The organism is uncultured Alsobacter sp. (assembly GCF_945952055.1).
Taxonomy (GTDB): Bacteria; Pseudomonadota; Alphaproteobacteria; order Rhizobiales; family Beijerinckiaceae; genus Alsobacter.
In genome coordinates, this window is the sequence record NZ_CAMFHB010000014.1 from 38,122 (window position 1) to 51,588 (window position 13,467).

A 13,467-nucleotide genomic window follows, 5' to 3' on the forward strand; every position below is an offset into this window, starting at 1 on the left:
GCCATCACTGCCTCGAGGAGACCCACCATGACCGATGCCAAGCTCGACGCCGTCCTCGCCCGCATCGACGCCGATCTCGACGCGAGCCTCGAGCGGCTCTTCGCGCTCGTGCGGATCCCGAGCATTTCGACCGATCCCGCCTATGCCGCCGACTGCCGACGGACGGCGGAGTGGCTGGCCGCGGACCTGAAGAGCATCGGCTTCGACGCGTCGCCGCGGCCCACCACAGGCCATCCGATGGTCGTCGGCCACGACCGCTCCGGTCCGGACGGCCCCCATGTGCTGTTTTACGGCCACTACGACGTGCAGCCGGTCGATCCGGTCGAGCTGTGGAAGACGCCGCCGTTCGAGCCCACCCTCGTGCCCCAGCCCAATGGCGACACCTGGATCGTCGGCCGCGGCGCCTCCGACGACAAGGGCGCGCTGATGACCTTCGTCGAGGCCTGCCGGGCCTGGAAGGCCGTGACGGGGTCGCTGCCGGTGAAGGTCTCGATCCTGTTCGAGGGCGAGGAAGAGTCGGGCAGCGCCAGCCTGAAGCCCTTCATGGAAGCCCACAAGGACGAGCTCAAGGCCGACATCGCGCTCGTGTGCGACACCGACATGTGGGACGAGAAGACCCCCGCCATCACGACCATGCTGCGCGGCCTGGTCGGCGAGGAGATCTTCATCACCTGCGCCGACCGCGACCTGCATTCCGGGATGTTCGGCAACGCCGCCCGCAACCCCATCCACCTGCTGACCGAGATCCTCGCTTCCCTGCGCGACGCCGACGGCCGGATCACCCTGCCGGGCTTCTACGACGGCGTGAAGGAACTGCCCGCCTCCGTGAAGGCGCAGTGGGAGCGGCTGCCTTTCGACCAGGAGGGCTATCTGCGCAATGTCGGGCTCTCGATCCCGGCCGGTGAGAAGGGTCGCAGCGTCCAGGAGCAGATCTGGTCGCGCCCGACCTGCGAGGTGAACGGCATCGTCGGCGGCTACACCGGCGAGGGCTTCAAGACGGTCATCCCGGCCAAGGCCTCCGCCAAGGTCTCGTTCCGTCTGGTGGAGGGCCAGGATCCCGCGGCCATCCGGGCGGCCTTCCGGGCCCATGTGCGCGCCCGCATCCCGGCCGACTGCTCCGTCGAGTTCCGCGAGCACGGCGGCAGCCCCGCGCTCGTGCTGCCGGCGGACAGCTCAATGCTGCAGGCGTCGCTCAAGGCCCTGGCCGAGGAATGGGGTGGGGAAGCCGCGGTCGCGGCGACGGGGGGATCCATCCCCGTCGTCGGCGACTTCAAGCGCATGCTGGGCATGGATGCGCTGATGGTCGGGTTCGCACGGTTCGACAATCGCATCCACTCGCCCAACGAAAAGTACGATCTGTCGAGCTTCCACCACGGGACGCGGTCGTGGGCGCGGATCCTTCACGCCCTGGCTGCAAAGGCTTAAATCCGTTTAACCCGATTTTGCCTTTCATAAAAATCCTATGCCCATTTACTGGGCATTCATAGCCCATAGCTTAAGCCAGAGCTGGAACTACGCGGGTCCGGTTGACCGGATCCGCCGGGGGAAGCGGGGGCGCAGAGCATGGCGTGGGTATCGAAGGTCAAGGTCACCGTCGGGCAGAAGATCATCGTCATTCTGACGTGCCTGGCGGTCCCGCTCATCTACGTGACCTGGCTCTACGTGGCCAATACCCAGCGCTCCATCGACTTCGTCAGCAAGGAAATCGAAGGCGCCCGCTACATCGAGAAGCTCTGGCCCCTGGCCTCGGCGAACGGCACGGATCCGGCCGACGCGGCGCGCCGCCTGCGTGACGCGGATGCGGGTCTGGGCGCACGCTTCGCCGCCCGCGAGGCCATCAAAAAGCTGATGAGCCTGGCGACCAAGCCCGGCGCTTCCGCGGACGAAACGGTGGAGGCCGCCAAGACCGCGATCGCCAAGGTCGCCGACGGCTCCAACCTGACGCTCGATCCCGACATCGACACCTATTACCTCATGGATGCCGTGACGAACCGGCTCGCCGACGTCACCGAGCACTTCGCCGACATCGGCCAGCTTCTCAAGACCTGGCCCGCCGGCAGCAAGTCCGTCGGCCTGAAGCTCTACGGCGACGTGAACGGCAACCTCGTCCACATCGACGACGCCCGGTCCGGCGTTGCCAACGCGATCGAGCAGGCGCTGGCCGCCTCCGACGAGACCACCCGCAAGGCCCTGTCCGGCCCGCTGGCCAAGTTCAAGAAGAGCGCCGACGACATGGTGCTGCGCGTTGGGGACCTCCTGGAGAAGGCCGCTGCCGGCTCGGTCGAGAAGAGCGAAGCCGCCCAGGCGGCGCTGAGCGTGCTCCGCCAGGATTCCGATGCCCTCGCCGTGCTCACCAATGGACAGTTGCAGCGCCTGCTGATGGCCCGTGAGGGCCGCCTGACCGGCGAGCGCAACATGAACCTGGCGATCACGGCCGTCGCGCTGCTCATCGCGACGATCCTGCTCTTCATGGTCACCGGCTCGATCCGTCGCCCGCTCAACGGCGTGCTCGGCGCGATCGCCAACTTCGAGAAGGGCGACTACGTCACCACCATCCCGCACACCGCGCTCAACAACGAGTTCGGCGACATCGCCCGCGCGCTGAAGCGGCTGCAGGGCATGGCCGGCGAGAACGCCCTCACCACCGCGGGGCTCAACGGCTCCGGCGCGATGCTCATGATCACGGACGTCAACGAGCACATCAGCTTCATGAGCAACGCGCTCGTCGACCTGTTCATGGAGCTCGAGCCGCATTTCCGGGCCGCCAAGGAGGACTTCTCCATCACCGGCATGTACGGCGAGCACATCGACTACTACCGCAAGAACGATGCGCTTCACCGCGAGCTGATCTCCGACGATGGGCGCCGGCGCCGCGTCCGCTACGAAGTCGGCGGCCACATCATCGACGTGGACATGGCCTCGGTGTTCGACGACACCGGCACGAAGGTCGGCCACGCGCTGATCTGGACCGACATCACCCAGGAGCTGTCGGCCGAGAAGGAGATCGCCACCATCGTGCAGGCCACGGCCAAGGGCGACTTCACGCGCCGCGTCGACATGGCCGGCAAGAAGAGCACGGCGCGCGAGATCGCGCAGGGCCTGAACGCGGTCGCCGATCTCGTCGAAAACGCGACCGACGACTTCGCCAAGTCGCTCGCCGCCGTGGCAGCCGGCGACCTGACCAAGCCGGTGCAGGGCAGCTACGAGGGCGTGTTCGGCGACCTCAAGGCCTCGATCAACGAAACGATCACGCGCCTGTCCTCGACCATCGCCACCATCCAGGAGACCGCGACGACAGTCGGCCACGCGGCCCACGAGATCCGCGCCGGTGCCAGCGACCTGGCCTCGCGGGCCGAGGAGCAGGCGACGAGCCTGGAGGAGAATGCCGCGACGACGGAGCAGCTCGCCGCCTCGGTCAAGAACAGCGCCCAGTCGGCGCGCCAGGCCGCCGCGCTCGCGACCCAGGCGCAGCAGAACGCGACGGAGGGCGGTCGCGTGGTCAGCGACGCCGTTGCCGCGATCAGCCGGATCGAGGACGCATCGCGCCGCATCGCCGACATCACCACCGTGATCGACGACATCGCGTTCCAGACCAACCTCCTCGCCCTCAACGCCGCGGTGGAAGCCGCCCGGGCCGGCGAGGCGGGCAAGGGCTTTGCCGTCGTCGCGTCCGAAGTGCGCACCCTGGCCCAGCGCTCGTCGGAGGCCGCCAAGGACATCACGGCACTGATCAGCGCGTCCGTCTCGGAGGTCGCCTCCGGCGTGAAGCTGGTGCGGGCGACGGGCGAGTCGCTGGAGCGCATCGTCAGGGCCTCGCACGACGTGGCCGAGACGATCGCGGAGATCTCCTCGGCGACGAACGAGCAGGCCACGGGCATCGACGAGATCAGCCAGGCCGTGTCGCAGCTGGACGGCACCACCCAGCAGAACGCGGCGCTGGCCGAGGAAAGCGCCGCCTCGGCGGCCGCCCTCAGCGAACAGATCCGCGGCCTGGAGCAGCTCGTCTCCGAGTTCGTCCTCGACCGCGACCAGAGATCGGCGGTCCGCCGCCCGGCCATGGGGCGTCGCGCGGCCTGATCGCCTGTCGTCGGCCCGCATGGACAATGTGGGCACGAATTCCCATATCCATGGTCCGCCTTGACGGCGCGGGCCGGCCACGGAAGGGTGGCCGGCAGCATGGAAGGACAGGACGATGACCGACAGCAGGGCCGAGACCGTTTTCGACGTGCCGGACATGAGCTGCCAGCACTGCGTGGCGACGATCAGCAAGGCGCTGGCCGCCGAGATGCCGGGCGTTCCGGTCGCGATCGACCTCGCCAAGCATGAAGTCCGGGTCAGCGGCGACGCGGCCCGCGCCGAGCATGTGATCCGCGACGCCGGTTACGAACCCTCGCGCCGGGGCGCCTGAACACGAAGCAGGCCCGCGATGCTGACCATGAAGGGCAAGTACGGCCTCAAGGCGATGGTTCACCTCGCCGGGGCCGAGCCGGGACGCCCTGTCCTGGTCAACGACATCGCCGAGCGGAACGCCATTCCGCGCAAGTTCCTCGACGCCATCCTCGCCGACCTGCGCAATGCCGGGTTCGTGCAGAGCAAGAAGGGCAAGGGCGGCGGGTTCACGCTGGCCCACCCGCCCGCGCAGATCCGGATCGGCCACGTCATCCGCGTGCTCGACGGGCCCCTCGCTCCCCTGCCCTGCGCCAGCAAGACCGCCTATCGGCGGTGCCAGGATTGCACGGACGAGCGCCAATGCGCCGTCCGGCTCATGATGATCGAGGTGCGCAACGCCATCTCTACCGTCCTGGACGGCCGGACACTGGCCGAAATGCGCGCCATGGCCGATCTCGACGAGATGGCCGCCATGTACCACATCTGACGGGGATCGCCGGGGTGCTTGACCCCCCGGGCCTGCGGACACTAGCCTGTTCGAATAAGCAACAATCGTGCGCAAGGCGCACGGTGCCTTGGGAGGGTTTTGATGTTCCGCTCACTCGTACCGGCTCTCGCCGGATTGGCAGCGCTGGGTCTGGCAGGCGCCGCGTCCGCTCAGGACGTCAAGATCGGCCTCATTCTTCCGATGACCGGCCCCTCCAGCACGACGGGCATCCAGCAGCAGGCGGCCGCCAAGCTCTTCATGCAGCTCAACGGCAGCACCGTCGCGGGCAAGAAGGTCGAGCTCATCGTCAAGGACGACACGGGCAACGCCGACATCACCAAGCGGCTGGCCCAGGAGCTCGTCGTCAACGACAAGGTCAACGTGCTGATGGGCTTCGGGCTCACGCCGCTGGCCTTGGCGGTCGCCCCGATCGCCACCCAGGCCAAGGTCCCGCAGGTGGTGACCGCGGCCGCCACGGCGATCATCACGGAGCAGTCGCCCTACATCGCGAGGACCAGCTTCACGCTGCCGCAGGCAACGGTCCCGATGGCCGAGTGGGCCTTCAAGAACGGCATCAAGTCCGTCGTGACGCTCGTGACCGACTACGGTCCCGGCATCGACGCCGAGAAGGCCTTCGCCGAGCGCTTCGCCAAGGACGGCGGCAAGGTGATCGAGAGCCTTCGCACGCCGCTTCGCGCGCCCGACTTCGCGCCATTCCTCCAGCGCGTGAAGGATGCCAAGCCCGACGCCGTCTTCGTGTTCGTGCCGTCGGGCTTCGGCGCCACCTTCATGAAGCAGTTCGCCGAGCGCGAGCTCGACAAGGCCGGCATCAAGCTGATCGCCACCGGCGACGTGACGGACGACGACCAGCTCAACGCCATGGGCGACGCGGCGCTGGGCGTCATCAACACGCACCACTATTCCGCCGCGCACAACTCGCCGGAGAACAAGGCCTTCGTCGATGCCTTCAAGAAGGCCAACAACGGCATGCGGCCGAACTTCATGGCGGTGGGGGCCTATGACGGCATGCAGCTCGTCTACAAGGCGCTCGAGAAGACGAAGGGCAACGCCGACGGCACCGCCCTCATCGACGCCATGAAGGGCCTCAGCTGGACGAGCGTGCGCGGCCCGGTGACCATCGACCCGCAGACGCGCGACATCATCCAGGACATCTACATCCGCAAGGTCGAGAAGGTCGACGGCGAGCTCTACAATGTCGAGTTCGCCAAGATCGAGCAGGTCAAGGATCCGGTGAAGGCCGCAAAGGCGCCTTGATACGGCATACCGGGGCAAAGGCGTGGCCTACACTGCCCTTTGCCCGAGTTCAACTTGCACATCCCTCTCCGCATCATGGCCGGGCTTGGCCCGGCCACCCACGACTTTCGCGTGGCCCAGGCAAAGTCGTGGATGCCCGGGCCAAGCCCGGGCAGGACGGCCGAGAGGTTCGAGTCGTGGATTGAAGCTCACTCCACGAACAGCGACACCGGCCTGAAGGTGGTCACGTCCACGAGGCCGATGTCGGAGATCCGGAGTTCGGGGATCACCACCAGCGCCAGCAGCGAGTGCTGCATGTAGGCGTTGTTGAGGCGGCAGCCGCAGGCCTGCATGGCCTCGACGAGCTTCGCGGCCTTCGCCGCCACGATTTCGGCGCGCTCGTCCGACATCAGGCCAGCTATCGGCAGTTCCACCAGCGCCAGTTCCCTGCCGCCGCTGATCACCACCACGCCGCCGCCGACCTCGGCGAGGCGGTTGGCAGCCTGCGCCATGTCGGCGTGCGAGGTGCCGACCACGATCATGTGGTGGCTGTCGTGCGCGACGGTGCTCGCCACCGCGCAGTCGACGCCGTAGCCGAAGCCCGAGACGAGCGCGTTGGTCACCAACCCCGTGCCCCGGTGGCGCTCGACGACGGCGATCTGGCAGACGTCCTGCGCGCGGTCGCCCGACACGCGGCCGTCGACGACGGGAAGCCGCTTCACCAGCGCCTTGGTCGGCGCCTGGTTCTCGATGACGCCGATGACGCGGGCCTCGACCTCGTTGCGACCGGAGGGCGCCGCGATGTGGAAATCCTGCGGCTCGATGCGCCGGCCGGTCTTCACCGTGCCCTTGGCGAAAGCCGGGTAGGCATAGGGCGGAATGTCGGCGACGAGCGTTCCGTTCTCGGCCAGCACGACGCCCCGCGCGATCACCGTCTCGACCGGGAAGGTCGGCAGGTCCGACGTGATCACGAGGTCGGCGCGGCGGCCGGGCGTGATGGAGCCCAGCTCGCGCTCGAGCCCGAAGTGCTGGGCCGTGTTCAGCGTCATCATCTGGATCGCGGTCACCGGCTTCAGGCCCTGCGCGATGGCATGGCGCAGCACCCGGTCCATGTGACCGTCGGCGACCAGCGTCCCGGAATGGCTGTCGTCGGTGCACAGGATGAAGTTGCGCGGGTCGATGCCCTGCACCGTGACCGCCTTGATCTGGCTGGCCACGTCGTACCAGGCCGAACCCAGCCGCAGCATGGCGCGCATGCCCTGGCGGACGCGGGCGATCGCGTCCTCGACGCGCGTGCCCTCGTGATCGTCCGCCGGTCCGCCGGCGACATAGGCATGGAAGGCGACTCCCAGGTCGGGCGAGGCATAATGCCCGCCGACGGTCTTGCCCGCAGTCTGCGTCGCGGCGATCTCGCCGAGCATCACGGCGTCGCCGGCCACGACGCCGGGGAAGTTCATCATCTCGCCGAGGCCGATGATGTTGGGCCAGCCCATGGCCTCCTCGACCTCCGCGACGCCGATGCTCGCCCCGGCATTCTCCAGGCCGGGAGCGGAGGGCACGCAGCTCGGCATCTGCACGAACATGTTCACGGGCAGGCCGGCGGCCTCGTCGTGCATCAGGCGCACGCCGGGGAGGCCCAGCACGTTGGCGATCTCGTGCGGGTCGACGAACATCGTCGTCGTGCCGTGAGGGATGACCGCGCGCGCGAACTCGGTCGCCGTCACCATTCCGCTCTCGACGTGCATGTGCCCGTCGCAGAGACCGGGGACGAGGTAGCGGCCGCCGGCATCGATGAGGGCGGTCTGCGGGCCGATGGCCGCCGAAGCGTCGGCCCCCACGAAGGCGAAGCGCCCGTCGGCGATGGCGACGTCGGTGCCGGGAATGATTTCGCCCGAGTGGACGTTCACCCAGCGCCCGTTGCGGATGACGAGGTCGGCCGGAGCACGGCCCGCGGCGACGGCGATGAGGCGGGCCGCGGCCTCAGGCCAGGTTTTCTGAGGCCGGGTGTTCTGGGGTGCGGTCGCCATCGGTTTCCTCTCGGGGCTCCAGCAGTCGGGATGTCGTCAGGCCCGGCGCCACGCGAGCGTGACGGGCGTTCCGCCGGCCCGAAGCAGCGCGTGGATGGGGGAGAAGGCCTGGAGGTCCTCCTCCCACACCGCAAGCTGCGCTTCATCCGCATCGGTGTCGATGGTGAGCGCCATCGCGATGGCCCGCCAGGGCACCGTCACGGGCTCGACCAGCCAGACGCCGCGGCGGTCGAGTTCCGCCTCGGCCGTGACGGACAGGCTGCGGATCGCGATGCCGTCGCGTTTGGCGATGCGGCGCAGGATGACGTTGGTCACGCCCACCAGCGACGAGACGAACGTCTCGGTGGGAGTGGGGCCCTCGTTCGTCCCGCCCCGCTCGGCAGGCTCGTCGATCGTGACGACGTGGTCGCGCACGGTGACCCGCGACAGCGCGTAGCCGGGGCACTCGGCCGCAAACTGCATGGTCACCGGCGTCACGAGAGCCGGATCGATATCGACAGTGCCGCGCATGAGGCTGAACTCCTTCGTGTTGACGCAGACGATAGGATCGCTGCCCGGCCACGGCAACGCGACTGCATCTACCGTGCCGGGGCGCGCCAGCCGCGGCGGTGTCCGCCCCGCCGGGCGCTGACCGATTTCGTCGCACCGCGCTCGGCCTCGCGGATCAACGACGCCACCTGCCCCTCGTCACTGGCCTGGGCCGCGTCGCGATAGCGGTCCAGCATGGCCGTGAAGCCGGTGCGAAGGGTGTCCCGGATCTCTGGCCGGCGCTCGACGGCGGACACGGCGAGGCCGATGGCCTCGATGGTCGACAGGCCCTCCCGGCGGGGCTCGCGGCGCAGCCGGCCATACAGCGACGGTTGCCGCGGGTTGAGCACGAGGCGGCGTGCCTTGAGCACCCACGCGTTGCGCCACCACAGGGTCTTGGCCTGGCTCCACGTTCCGTCGAAGGCGACGATCCCCTCCAGCCCGTCGAGCGCGGCGTCCTGGTCCGGCATCATGACGCCCTTGCGGTCGAACACCACGACCTCGCGATCGGGCGGCAGGTCGGCGCCGCGCATGGCGCCCAGATGCAGAACGGCCCAGCGGGCCGGGTCGGCATCGCGTCCGAGCGCCTTCGACAGGCTCGGCCAGGACAGGCCGACCCGGAACACGGCCTTGTCGAAATACCGGGCCGCGAGCCGGGCCGTGCCCAGGAGGCGATCCTGTTCCTGGGGATGCTGCAGGATGAGCACCGTCAGGCGGGACTCGACGGGGGTCACGGCCTCGCAGACGCACAGGGGCGCGGGCTTGGCGCAGTGCGGGCACGGCGCGAGCGGATCCGGAACGGGGACTGGCTGCTGGTCGTCGGGCGAGGTCATCGCCCCTCATACACCGGGCCCGCGGCACTGACGAGCATGGCGACCCGGTGCGGGCGTTCCGCCATGGCTCCCGGCGGACCGCGCGGGCTGAAGCGTGGCCGGCACGCGAGCAATGGTGGTCTGACGGCGCGGGGCTCGCACGCGGGCGTCTCTGCCTCTATGGTGCCGCGCGACGTTCGCACCCGGAGGACCATGCCGTGACCGAGAGCTTCTCCCGCGCACCCTTCAACCTCGACGCCGAGGGACGACGCTGGGTGGCCGAGACGCTCGCGCGGCTCTCCCCGGACGACAGGCTGCGCCATCTGTTCAACCTGCGCCTCCCCGGCAACGAAGGCGCCGAGGTCGAGGCGGCGCTCGCGTTCCGGCCGGGCGGCATCACGCGCAAGGGCAGCGCGACCTTCGAGGCCGATCGGGCGCTCGTGGCCCGATTCAACGCGGCGCTTCCCGTCCCGGTGCTCGTGTCCGCCGACCTGGAGGGCAGCCGCGCCAGCCTGCCCGCCGGCGCCGAACTGCCCAACCCGCTGGCGCTCGCCGCCATCGACGACGTCGAGGCGACCGCCGAGGTGGCCCGCATCATGGCCGAGGAGGCCCATGCCGCGGGCATCAACTGGAGCTTCACGCCGCTCCTCGACATCAATGCGGCATGGCGCAGCGCCATCGTCGCCACCCGCGGCTTCGGCTCGGACGTCGACGTCATCGAGCGCCACGCGCTGGCCCAGATCCGGGCCTTCCAGACGCTCGGCATCGGCGCGACCGTGAAGCACTGGCCGGGCGAAGGCTACGACGACCGCGACCAGCACCTCGTGACCACGATCAACCCACTCGACATGGACGCCTGGGAGGCGACGTTCGGCCGGCTCTACCGCAAGGCGATCGACGCCGGCGTGATGTCCGTGATGTCGGCGCACATCGCCCTGCCGGCCTTCGTGCGTTCGCACCAGCCCGATGCCGGCGTCGAGGCCTTCCGGCCGGCGACGATCAGCAGGCTGCTCAACGAGGACCTGCTGCGCGGACGCCTCGGCTTCAACGGGCTGATCGTCTCCGACGCCACGCCGATGGCGGGCCTCGGCTCCTGGTCGAAGCGCTCGGAGCACCTGCCCGAGATCGTCAGCAGCGGCTGCGACGTGATCCTGTTCTCCGACGATCCGGTTCGCGACCTCGGATATCTCGAGGCCGCGCTCGCCGACGGGCGGCTGACATGGGCGCGGGTGGACGAGGCCGTCGCGCGCCAGCTCGCCCTGAAGGCGGCGCTCGGCCTGCACAAGCCCGCGCCGGCCCGCAAGGACCCCGACACGGCCGCCCATCGCGCCTATGCCGAGGCGCTGGCCCGCCGCGCGCCGACGCTCGTGAAGGACGTCACCGGCCTGCTGCCGCTCGATCCGCGCAAGCACAAGCGGGTCTTCGTCGTGTCCGGCGGCATCGTCTTCCCGTTCAAGGACGATCCCCTGCCCTTCGCTCTGCCCGACATGCTGCGGGCCCGCGGCTTCGAGGTGACGCTGGCGGCCAAGGACATGGTGCCGGAGCCCGGCCAGTACGACGTGATGCTCTACCTCTTCGGCGAGGAGACGCTGCTCACGCGCGGGCGGATCTTCCTCGACTGGCTCAAGCTCACGGGCTTCTTCGGCAGGGCCATGAAGCGCTACTGGCACGACATCCCGACCGTCATGGTCTCGTTCGGCTATCCCTACATGCTCTACGACGCGCCGCGGGTGCCGACCTACATCAACGCCTACGCCAATTCGGAGACGATGCAGCGCGCCGTCGTCGATCTCCTCACCGGCGAGGCTCCGTTCAACCGCAACAACCCCGTCGATCCCTTTTGTGGGCTCGAGGACGCCCGCTACTGAGCGGACCCGCGATCCCTCCCCCGATCCAGCCGAGGACCACCATGGACTTCCAGAGCCTCTTTGCCCGCGCCGTCGCCCTCGTCGGTGCCGCCGCGGTCGCCAAGCGCCGCATGCAGGACGGCGACCCGACCCCCGCCTTCGGCCAGACGCCGGCGATCCCCAGGGCCAAGCCGCAAGGCAAGGTGCCGACCCTGAAGATGCCGACGGCGAAGGGCTGGATTCCGGGCCAGCTTCCGACCACCGCGCCGGGCCTGAAGGTGAACGCCTTCGCGACCGACCTCGACCATCCGCGCTGGCTCGAGGTGCTGCCCAACGGCGACGTGCTGGTGGCGGAATCCCGCAGCGTGCCGGGGCCGCTGAAGTCGATCTTCGACTACGCCATCCGTGCCACCATGCGCCGGGCCGGCGCGGTCGGCGTCAGCGCCAACCGCATCACCCGCCTGCGCGACGCCGACGGGGACGGCAACGCGGAGGTCTCGGAGGTCTTCCTCGAGAAGCTCAACCAGCCCTTCGGCATGGCGCTCAAGGACGACACCTTCTACGTCGGCAACACCGACGGCGTGATGGCCTTCCCGTTCGACCGCGCCACCATGAAGGTCACCGGGCCGGCGCGGCGCGTGACCACGTTCAAGCCCGGCGGCCACTGGACGCGCAGCCTGCTGCTCTCGCCCGACGGGACCAAGCTCTATGCCGGCGTGGGCTCGCTGACGAACATCGCCGACAAGGGCTTCAAGGAAGAGGAAGGCCGGGCCTGCATCTGGGAGATCGACCTCGCGACCGGCTCCAGCCGCATCTTCGCGGGCGGCCTGCGCAACGCGGTGGGCATGGCGTTCGAGCCGACGACGGGCGTGCTGTGGACGGTCGTCAACGAGCGTGACGGCCTCGGCGACGAGACGCCGCCGGACTATCTCACCTCGGTCAAGGACGGTGCCTTCTACGGCTGGCCCTACAGCTACTGGGACCGCGTGGTCGACGACCGCGTGCCGCAGGACGCGCAGGCCGTCGCCAACTCCACCATCCCGGACTACGCGCTCGGCGGCCACACGGCCTCGCTGGGCCTGTGCTGGATGCCCGCCGGCACGCTGCCGGGCTTCCCCGACGGCATGGTCATCGGCCAGCACGGCTCGTGGAACCGCAGCACGCTGTCGGGCTACAAGGTAATCTTCATCCCCTTCGAGAACGGCCGGCCCGCCGGCCCGCCGCGCGACATCCTCTCGGGCTTCCTCTCGCCCGACGAGAAGGACAGCTACGGCCGTCCGGTGGGCGTCTCGCTTGGCCCTGATGGATCGCTGCTGGTGGTGGACGACGTCGGCGACGTCATCTGGCGCGTGACGGGCGCGTGATCGGCCTTTCGGGGCGTCAGTCCGCGTCCGGATAGACGCCCCTGAGGACGCGGTCGAAATGGCCGCGGACGCTTTCGTTGCAGGTGCAGGAGCGCTGGATCAGCGCGTCCTTGTCCTTCACCATCAACGACCCGCGCGCCGTGGTCAGGACCCCCTCGGCCCTGAACTTCTGCAGCACACGGCTGGTGTAGCTGCGGCCGACGCCCAGCAGGGACGCCAGTTCCTCGTGGGTCAGCGGCACGACGTGTTCGCCCGTCCGGTCCATCGCGGCCAGGATCCATTTCGCGGTCCGCTGCTCGATGCTGTGGAGCGCGTTGCACGCGGTCGCCTGGAACATCTGGGCCATCAGGCAGTCGGCGTAGCGGGAGAACAGCCGCCGAAAGCTCGCGGACTGCTCCTTGGCCGCCTGGATGCTGCTCACCGGGGCCTTCAGCACGGCGCCGCCGAACTTCACCGTGATGAGGCAGTAGGCGGGCAGGAAGCCGGAGCTGACGATGCCGCCCACCGCGCCCTCGCGGCCCACCAGCACGGTCTCGACGTCACGCCCGTCGGCGTTCGTCACGAGGTAGGAGACGAGAGTCGGGCCGAGGGGAAAATACACCTGCGCGATGTTGTCGCCGGGCCGGTAGAGCATGTCGCCCGTGGTCCGCGTCTCGCGCGAGAGATGCGGCTCGATCAGGCTGAAGTCTTCGTCACGCAGCGCCGACAGGATGTTGCTGCTCGGGCGCTCCCTCGATCCAGTCGTCATTGATCCCCTTC

11 protein-coding genes are annotated in these 13,467 nt (G+C 69.1%); 7 read left to right on the forward strand and 4 right to left on the reverse strand.

Annotated features, from left to right (window positions below; all coding sequences use genetic code 11):
- The first annotated feature begins 27 nt into the window (after nucleotides 1-27).
- From Q0Q47_RS12690 to Q0Q47_RS12710, 5 genes are all read left to right on the forward strand, one after another.
- Nucleotides 28-1,425 carry a M20/M25/M40 family metallo-hydrolase gene (locus Q0Q47_RS12690; protein ID WP_293859895.1) on the forward strand — a complete coding sequence of 466 codons (1,398 nt, stop codon included), beginning with the start codon at nucleotides 28-30 and terminating at the stop codon, nucleotides 1,423-1,425.
- A 138-nt stretch (nucleotides 1,426-1,563) separates the two neighbouring features.
- On the forward strand, nucleotides 1,564-4,077 hold the full coding sequence (locus Q0Q47_RS12695; protein ID WP_293859898.1) for a methyl-accepting chemotaxis protein: 2,514 nt from the start codon (nucleotides 1,564-1,566) through the stop codon (nucleotides 4,075-4,077).
- 115 nt (nucleotides 4,078-4,192) lie between these two features.
- Complete coding sequence (locus Q0Q47_RS12700; protein ID WP_293859901.1) at nucleotides 4,193-4,408, forward strand: heavy-metal-associated domain-containing protein; 216 nt, start codon at nucleotides 4,193-4,195, stop codon at nucleotides 4,406-4,408.
- 18 nt (nucleotides 4,409-4,426) lie between these two features.
- A complete protein-coding gene (locus Q0Q47_RS12705) occupies nucleotides 4,427-4,876 on the forward strand; it encodes an Rrf2 family transcriptional regulator (RefSeq protein ID WP_293859904.1) in 450 nt (149 codons plus the stop codon).
- A 102-nt stretch (nucleotides 4,877-4,978) separates the two neighbouring features.
- A complete protein-coding gene (locus Q0Q47_RS12710; RefSeq protein ID WP_293859907.1) occupies nucleotides 4,979-6,151 on the forward strand; it encodes an ABC transporter substrate-binding protein in 1,173 nt (390 codons plus the stop codon).
- A 188-nt stretch (nucleotides 6,152-6,339) separates the two neighbouring features.
- Here Q0Q47_RS12710 and ade read toward each other — a convergent pair whose 3' ends face one another.
- From ade to Q0Q47_RS12725, 3 genes are all read right to left on the reverse strand, one after another.
- Nucleotides 6,340-8,157, reverse strand: a complete 1,818-nt coding sequence (gene ade / locus Q0Q47_RS12715) for an adenine deaminase (protein ID WP_293859910.1) — start codon at nucleotides 8,155-8,157, stop codon at nucleotides 6,340-6,342.
- Nucleotides 8,158-8,193: 36 nt separating this feature from the next.
- The gene (locus Q0Q47_RS12720; protein WP_293859913.1) at nucleotides 8,194-8,667 is read right to left on the reverse strand and encodes an OsmC family protein; all 474 of its coding nucleotides are present in this window, start codon (nucleotides 8,665-8,667) and stop codon (nucleotides 8,194-8,196) included.
- A gap of 68 nt (nucleotides 8,668-8,735) precedes the next feature.
- On the reverse strand, nucleotides 8,736-9,518 hold the full coding sequence (locus Q0Q47_RS12725) for a tRNA-uridine aminocarboxypropyltransferase (RefSeq protein ID WP_293859916.1): 783 nt from the start codon (nucleotides 9,516-9,518) through the stop codon (nucleotides 8,736-8,738).
- A 197-nt stretch (nucleotides 9,519-9,715) separates the two neighbouring features.
- Here Q0Q47_RS12725 and Q0Q47_RS12730 point away from each other — a divergent pair, with 197 nt between their 5' ends.
- Both Q0Q47_RS12730 and Q0Q47_RS12735 read left to right on the forward strand, forming a co-directional pair.
- On the forward strand, nucleotides 9,716-11,365 hold the full coding sequence (locus tag Q0Q47_RS12730; protein ID WP_293859919.1) for a glycoside hydrolase family 3 N-terminal domain-containing protein: 1,650 nt from the start codon (nucleotides 9,716-9,718) through the stop codon (nucleotides 11,363-11,365).
- A gap of 41 nt (nucleotides 11,366-11,406) precedes the next feature.
- The gene (locus tag Q0Q47_RS12735) at nucleotides 11,407-12,708 is read left to right on the forward strand and encodes a sorbosone dehydrogenase family protein (RefSeq protein WP_293859922.1); all 1,302 of its coding nucleotides are present in this window, start codon (nucleotides 11,407-11,409) and stop codon (nucleotides 12,706-12,708) included.
- A 16-nt stretch (nucleotides 12,709-12,724) separates the two neighbouring features.
- On the opposite strand, the gene Q0Q47_RS12740 is transcribed toward Q0Q47_RS12735, so the two are convergent.
- Nucleotides 12,725-13,456: a Crp/Fnr family transcriptional regulator gene (locus Q0Q47_RS12740; protein ID WP_293859925.1), complete on the reverse strand. Its 732-nt coding sequence runs from the start codon at nucleotides 13,454-13,456 to the stop codon at nucleotides 12,725-12,727.
- Nucleotides 13,457-13,467: the final 11 nt, after the last annotated feature.

Excerpts from the sequence above, each read along its gene's own strand:
- Q0Q47_RS12690 (WP_293859895.1), top strand. The coding sequence starts at position 28 with ATGACCGATGCCAAGCTCGACGCCGTCCTCGCCCGCATCGACGCCGAT.
- Q0Q47_RS12710 (WP_293859907.1), top strand. The coding sequence starts at position 4,979 with ATGTTCCGCTCACTCGTACCGGCTCTCGCCGGATTGGCAGCGCTGGGT.
- Q0Q47_RS12735 (WP_293859922.1), top strand. The coding sequence starts at position 11,407 with ATGGACTTCCAGAGCCTCTTTGCCCGCGCCGTCGCCCTCGTCGGTGCC.
- ade (WP_293859910.1), bottom strand. The coding sequence starts at position 8,157 with ATGGCGACCGCACCCCAGAACACCCGGCCTCAGAAAACCTGGCCTGAG.
- Q0Q47_RS12740 (WP_293859925.1), bottom strand. The coding sequence starts at position 13,456 with ATGACGACTGGATCGAGGGAGCGCCCGAGCAGCAACATCCTGTCGGCG.
- Q0Q47_RS12695 (WP_293859898.1), top strand. The coding sequence starts at position 1,564 with ATGGCGTGGGTATCGAAGGTCAAGGTCACCGTCGGGCAGAAGATCATC.
- Q0Q47_RS12705 (WP_293859904.1), top strand. The coding sequence starts at position 4,427 with ATGCTGACCATGAAGGGCAAGTACGGCCTCAAGGCGATGGTTCACCTC.
- Q0Q47_RS12700 (WP_293859901.1), top strand. The coding sequence starts at position 4,193 with ATGACCGACAGCAGGGCCGAGACCGTTTTCGACGTGCCGGACATGAGC.
- Q0Q47_RS12725 (WP_293859916.1), bottom strand. The coding sequence starts at position 9,518 with ATGACCTCGCCCGACGACCAGCAGCCAGTCCCCGTTCCGGATCCGCTC.
- Q0Q47_RS12720 (WP_293859913.1), bottom strand. The coding sequence starts at position 8,667 with ATGCGCGGCACTGTCGATATCGATCCGGCTCTCGTGACGCCGGTGACC.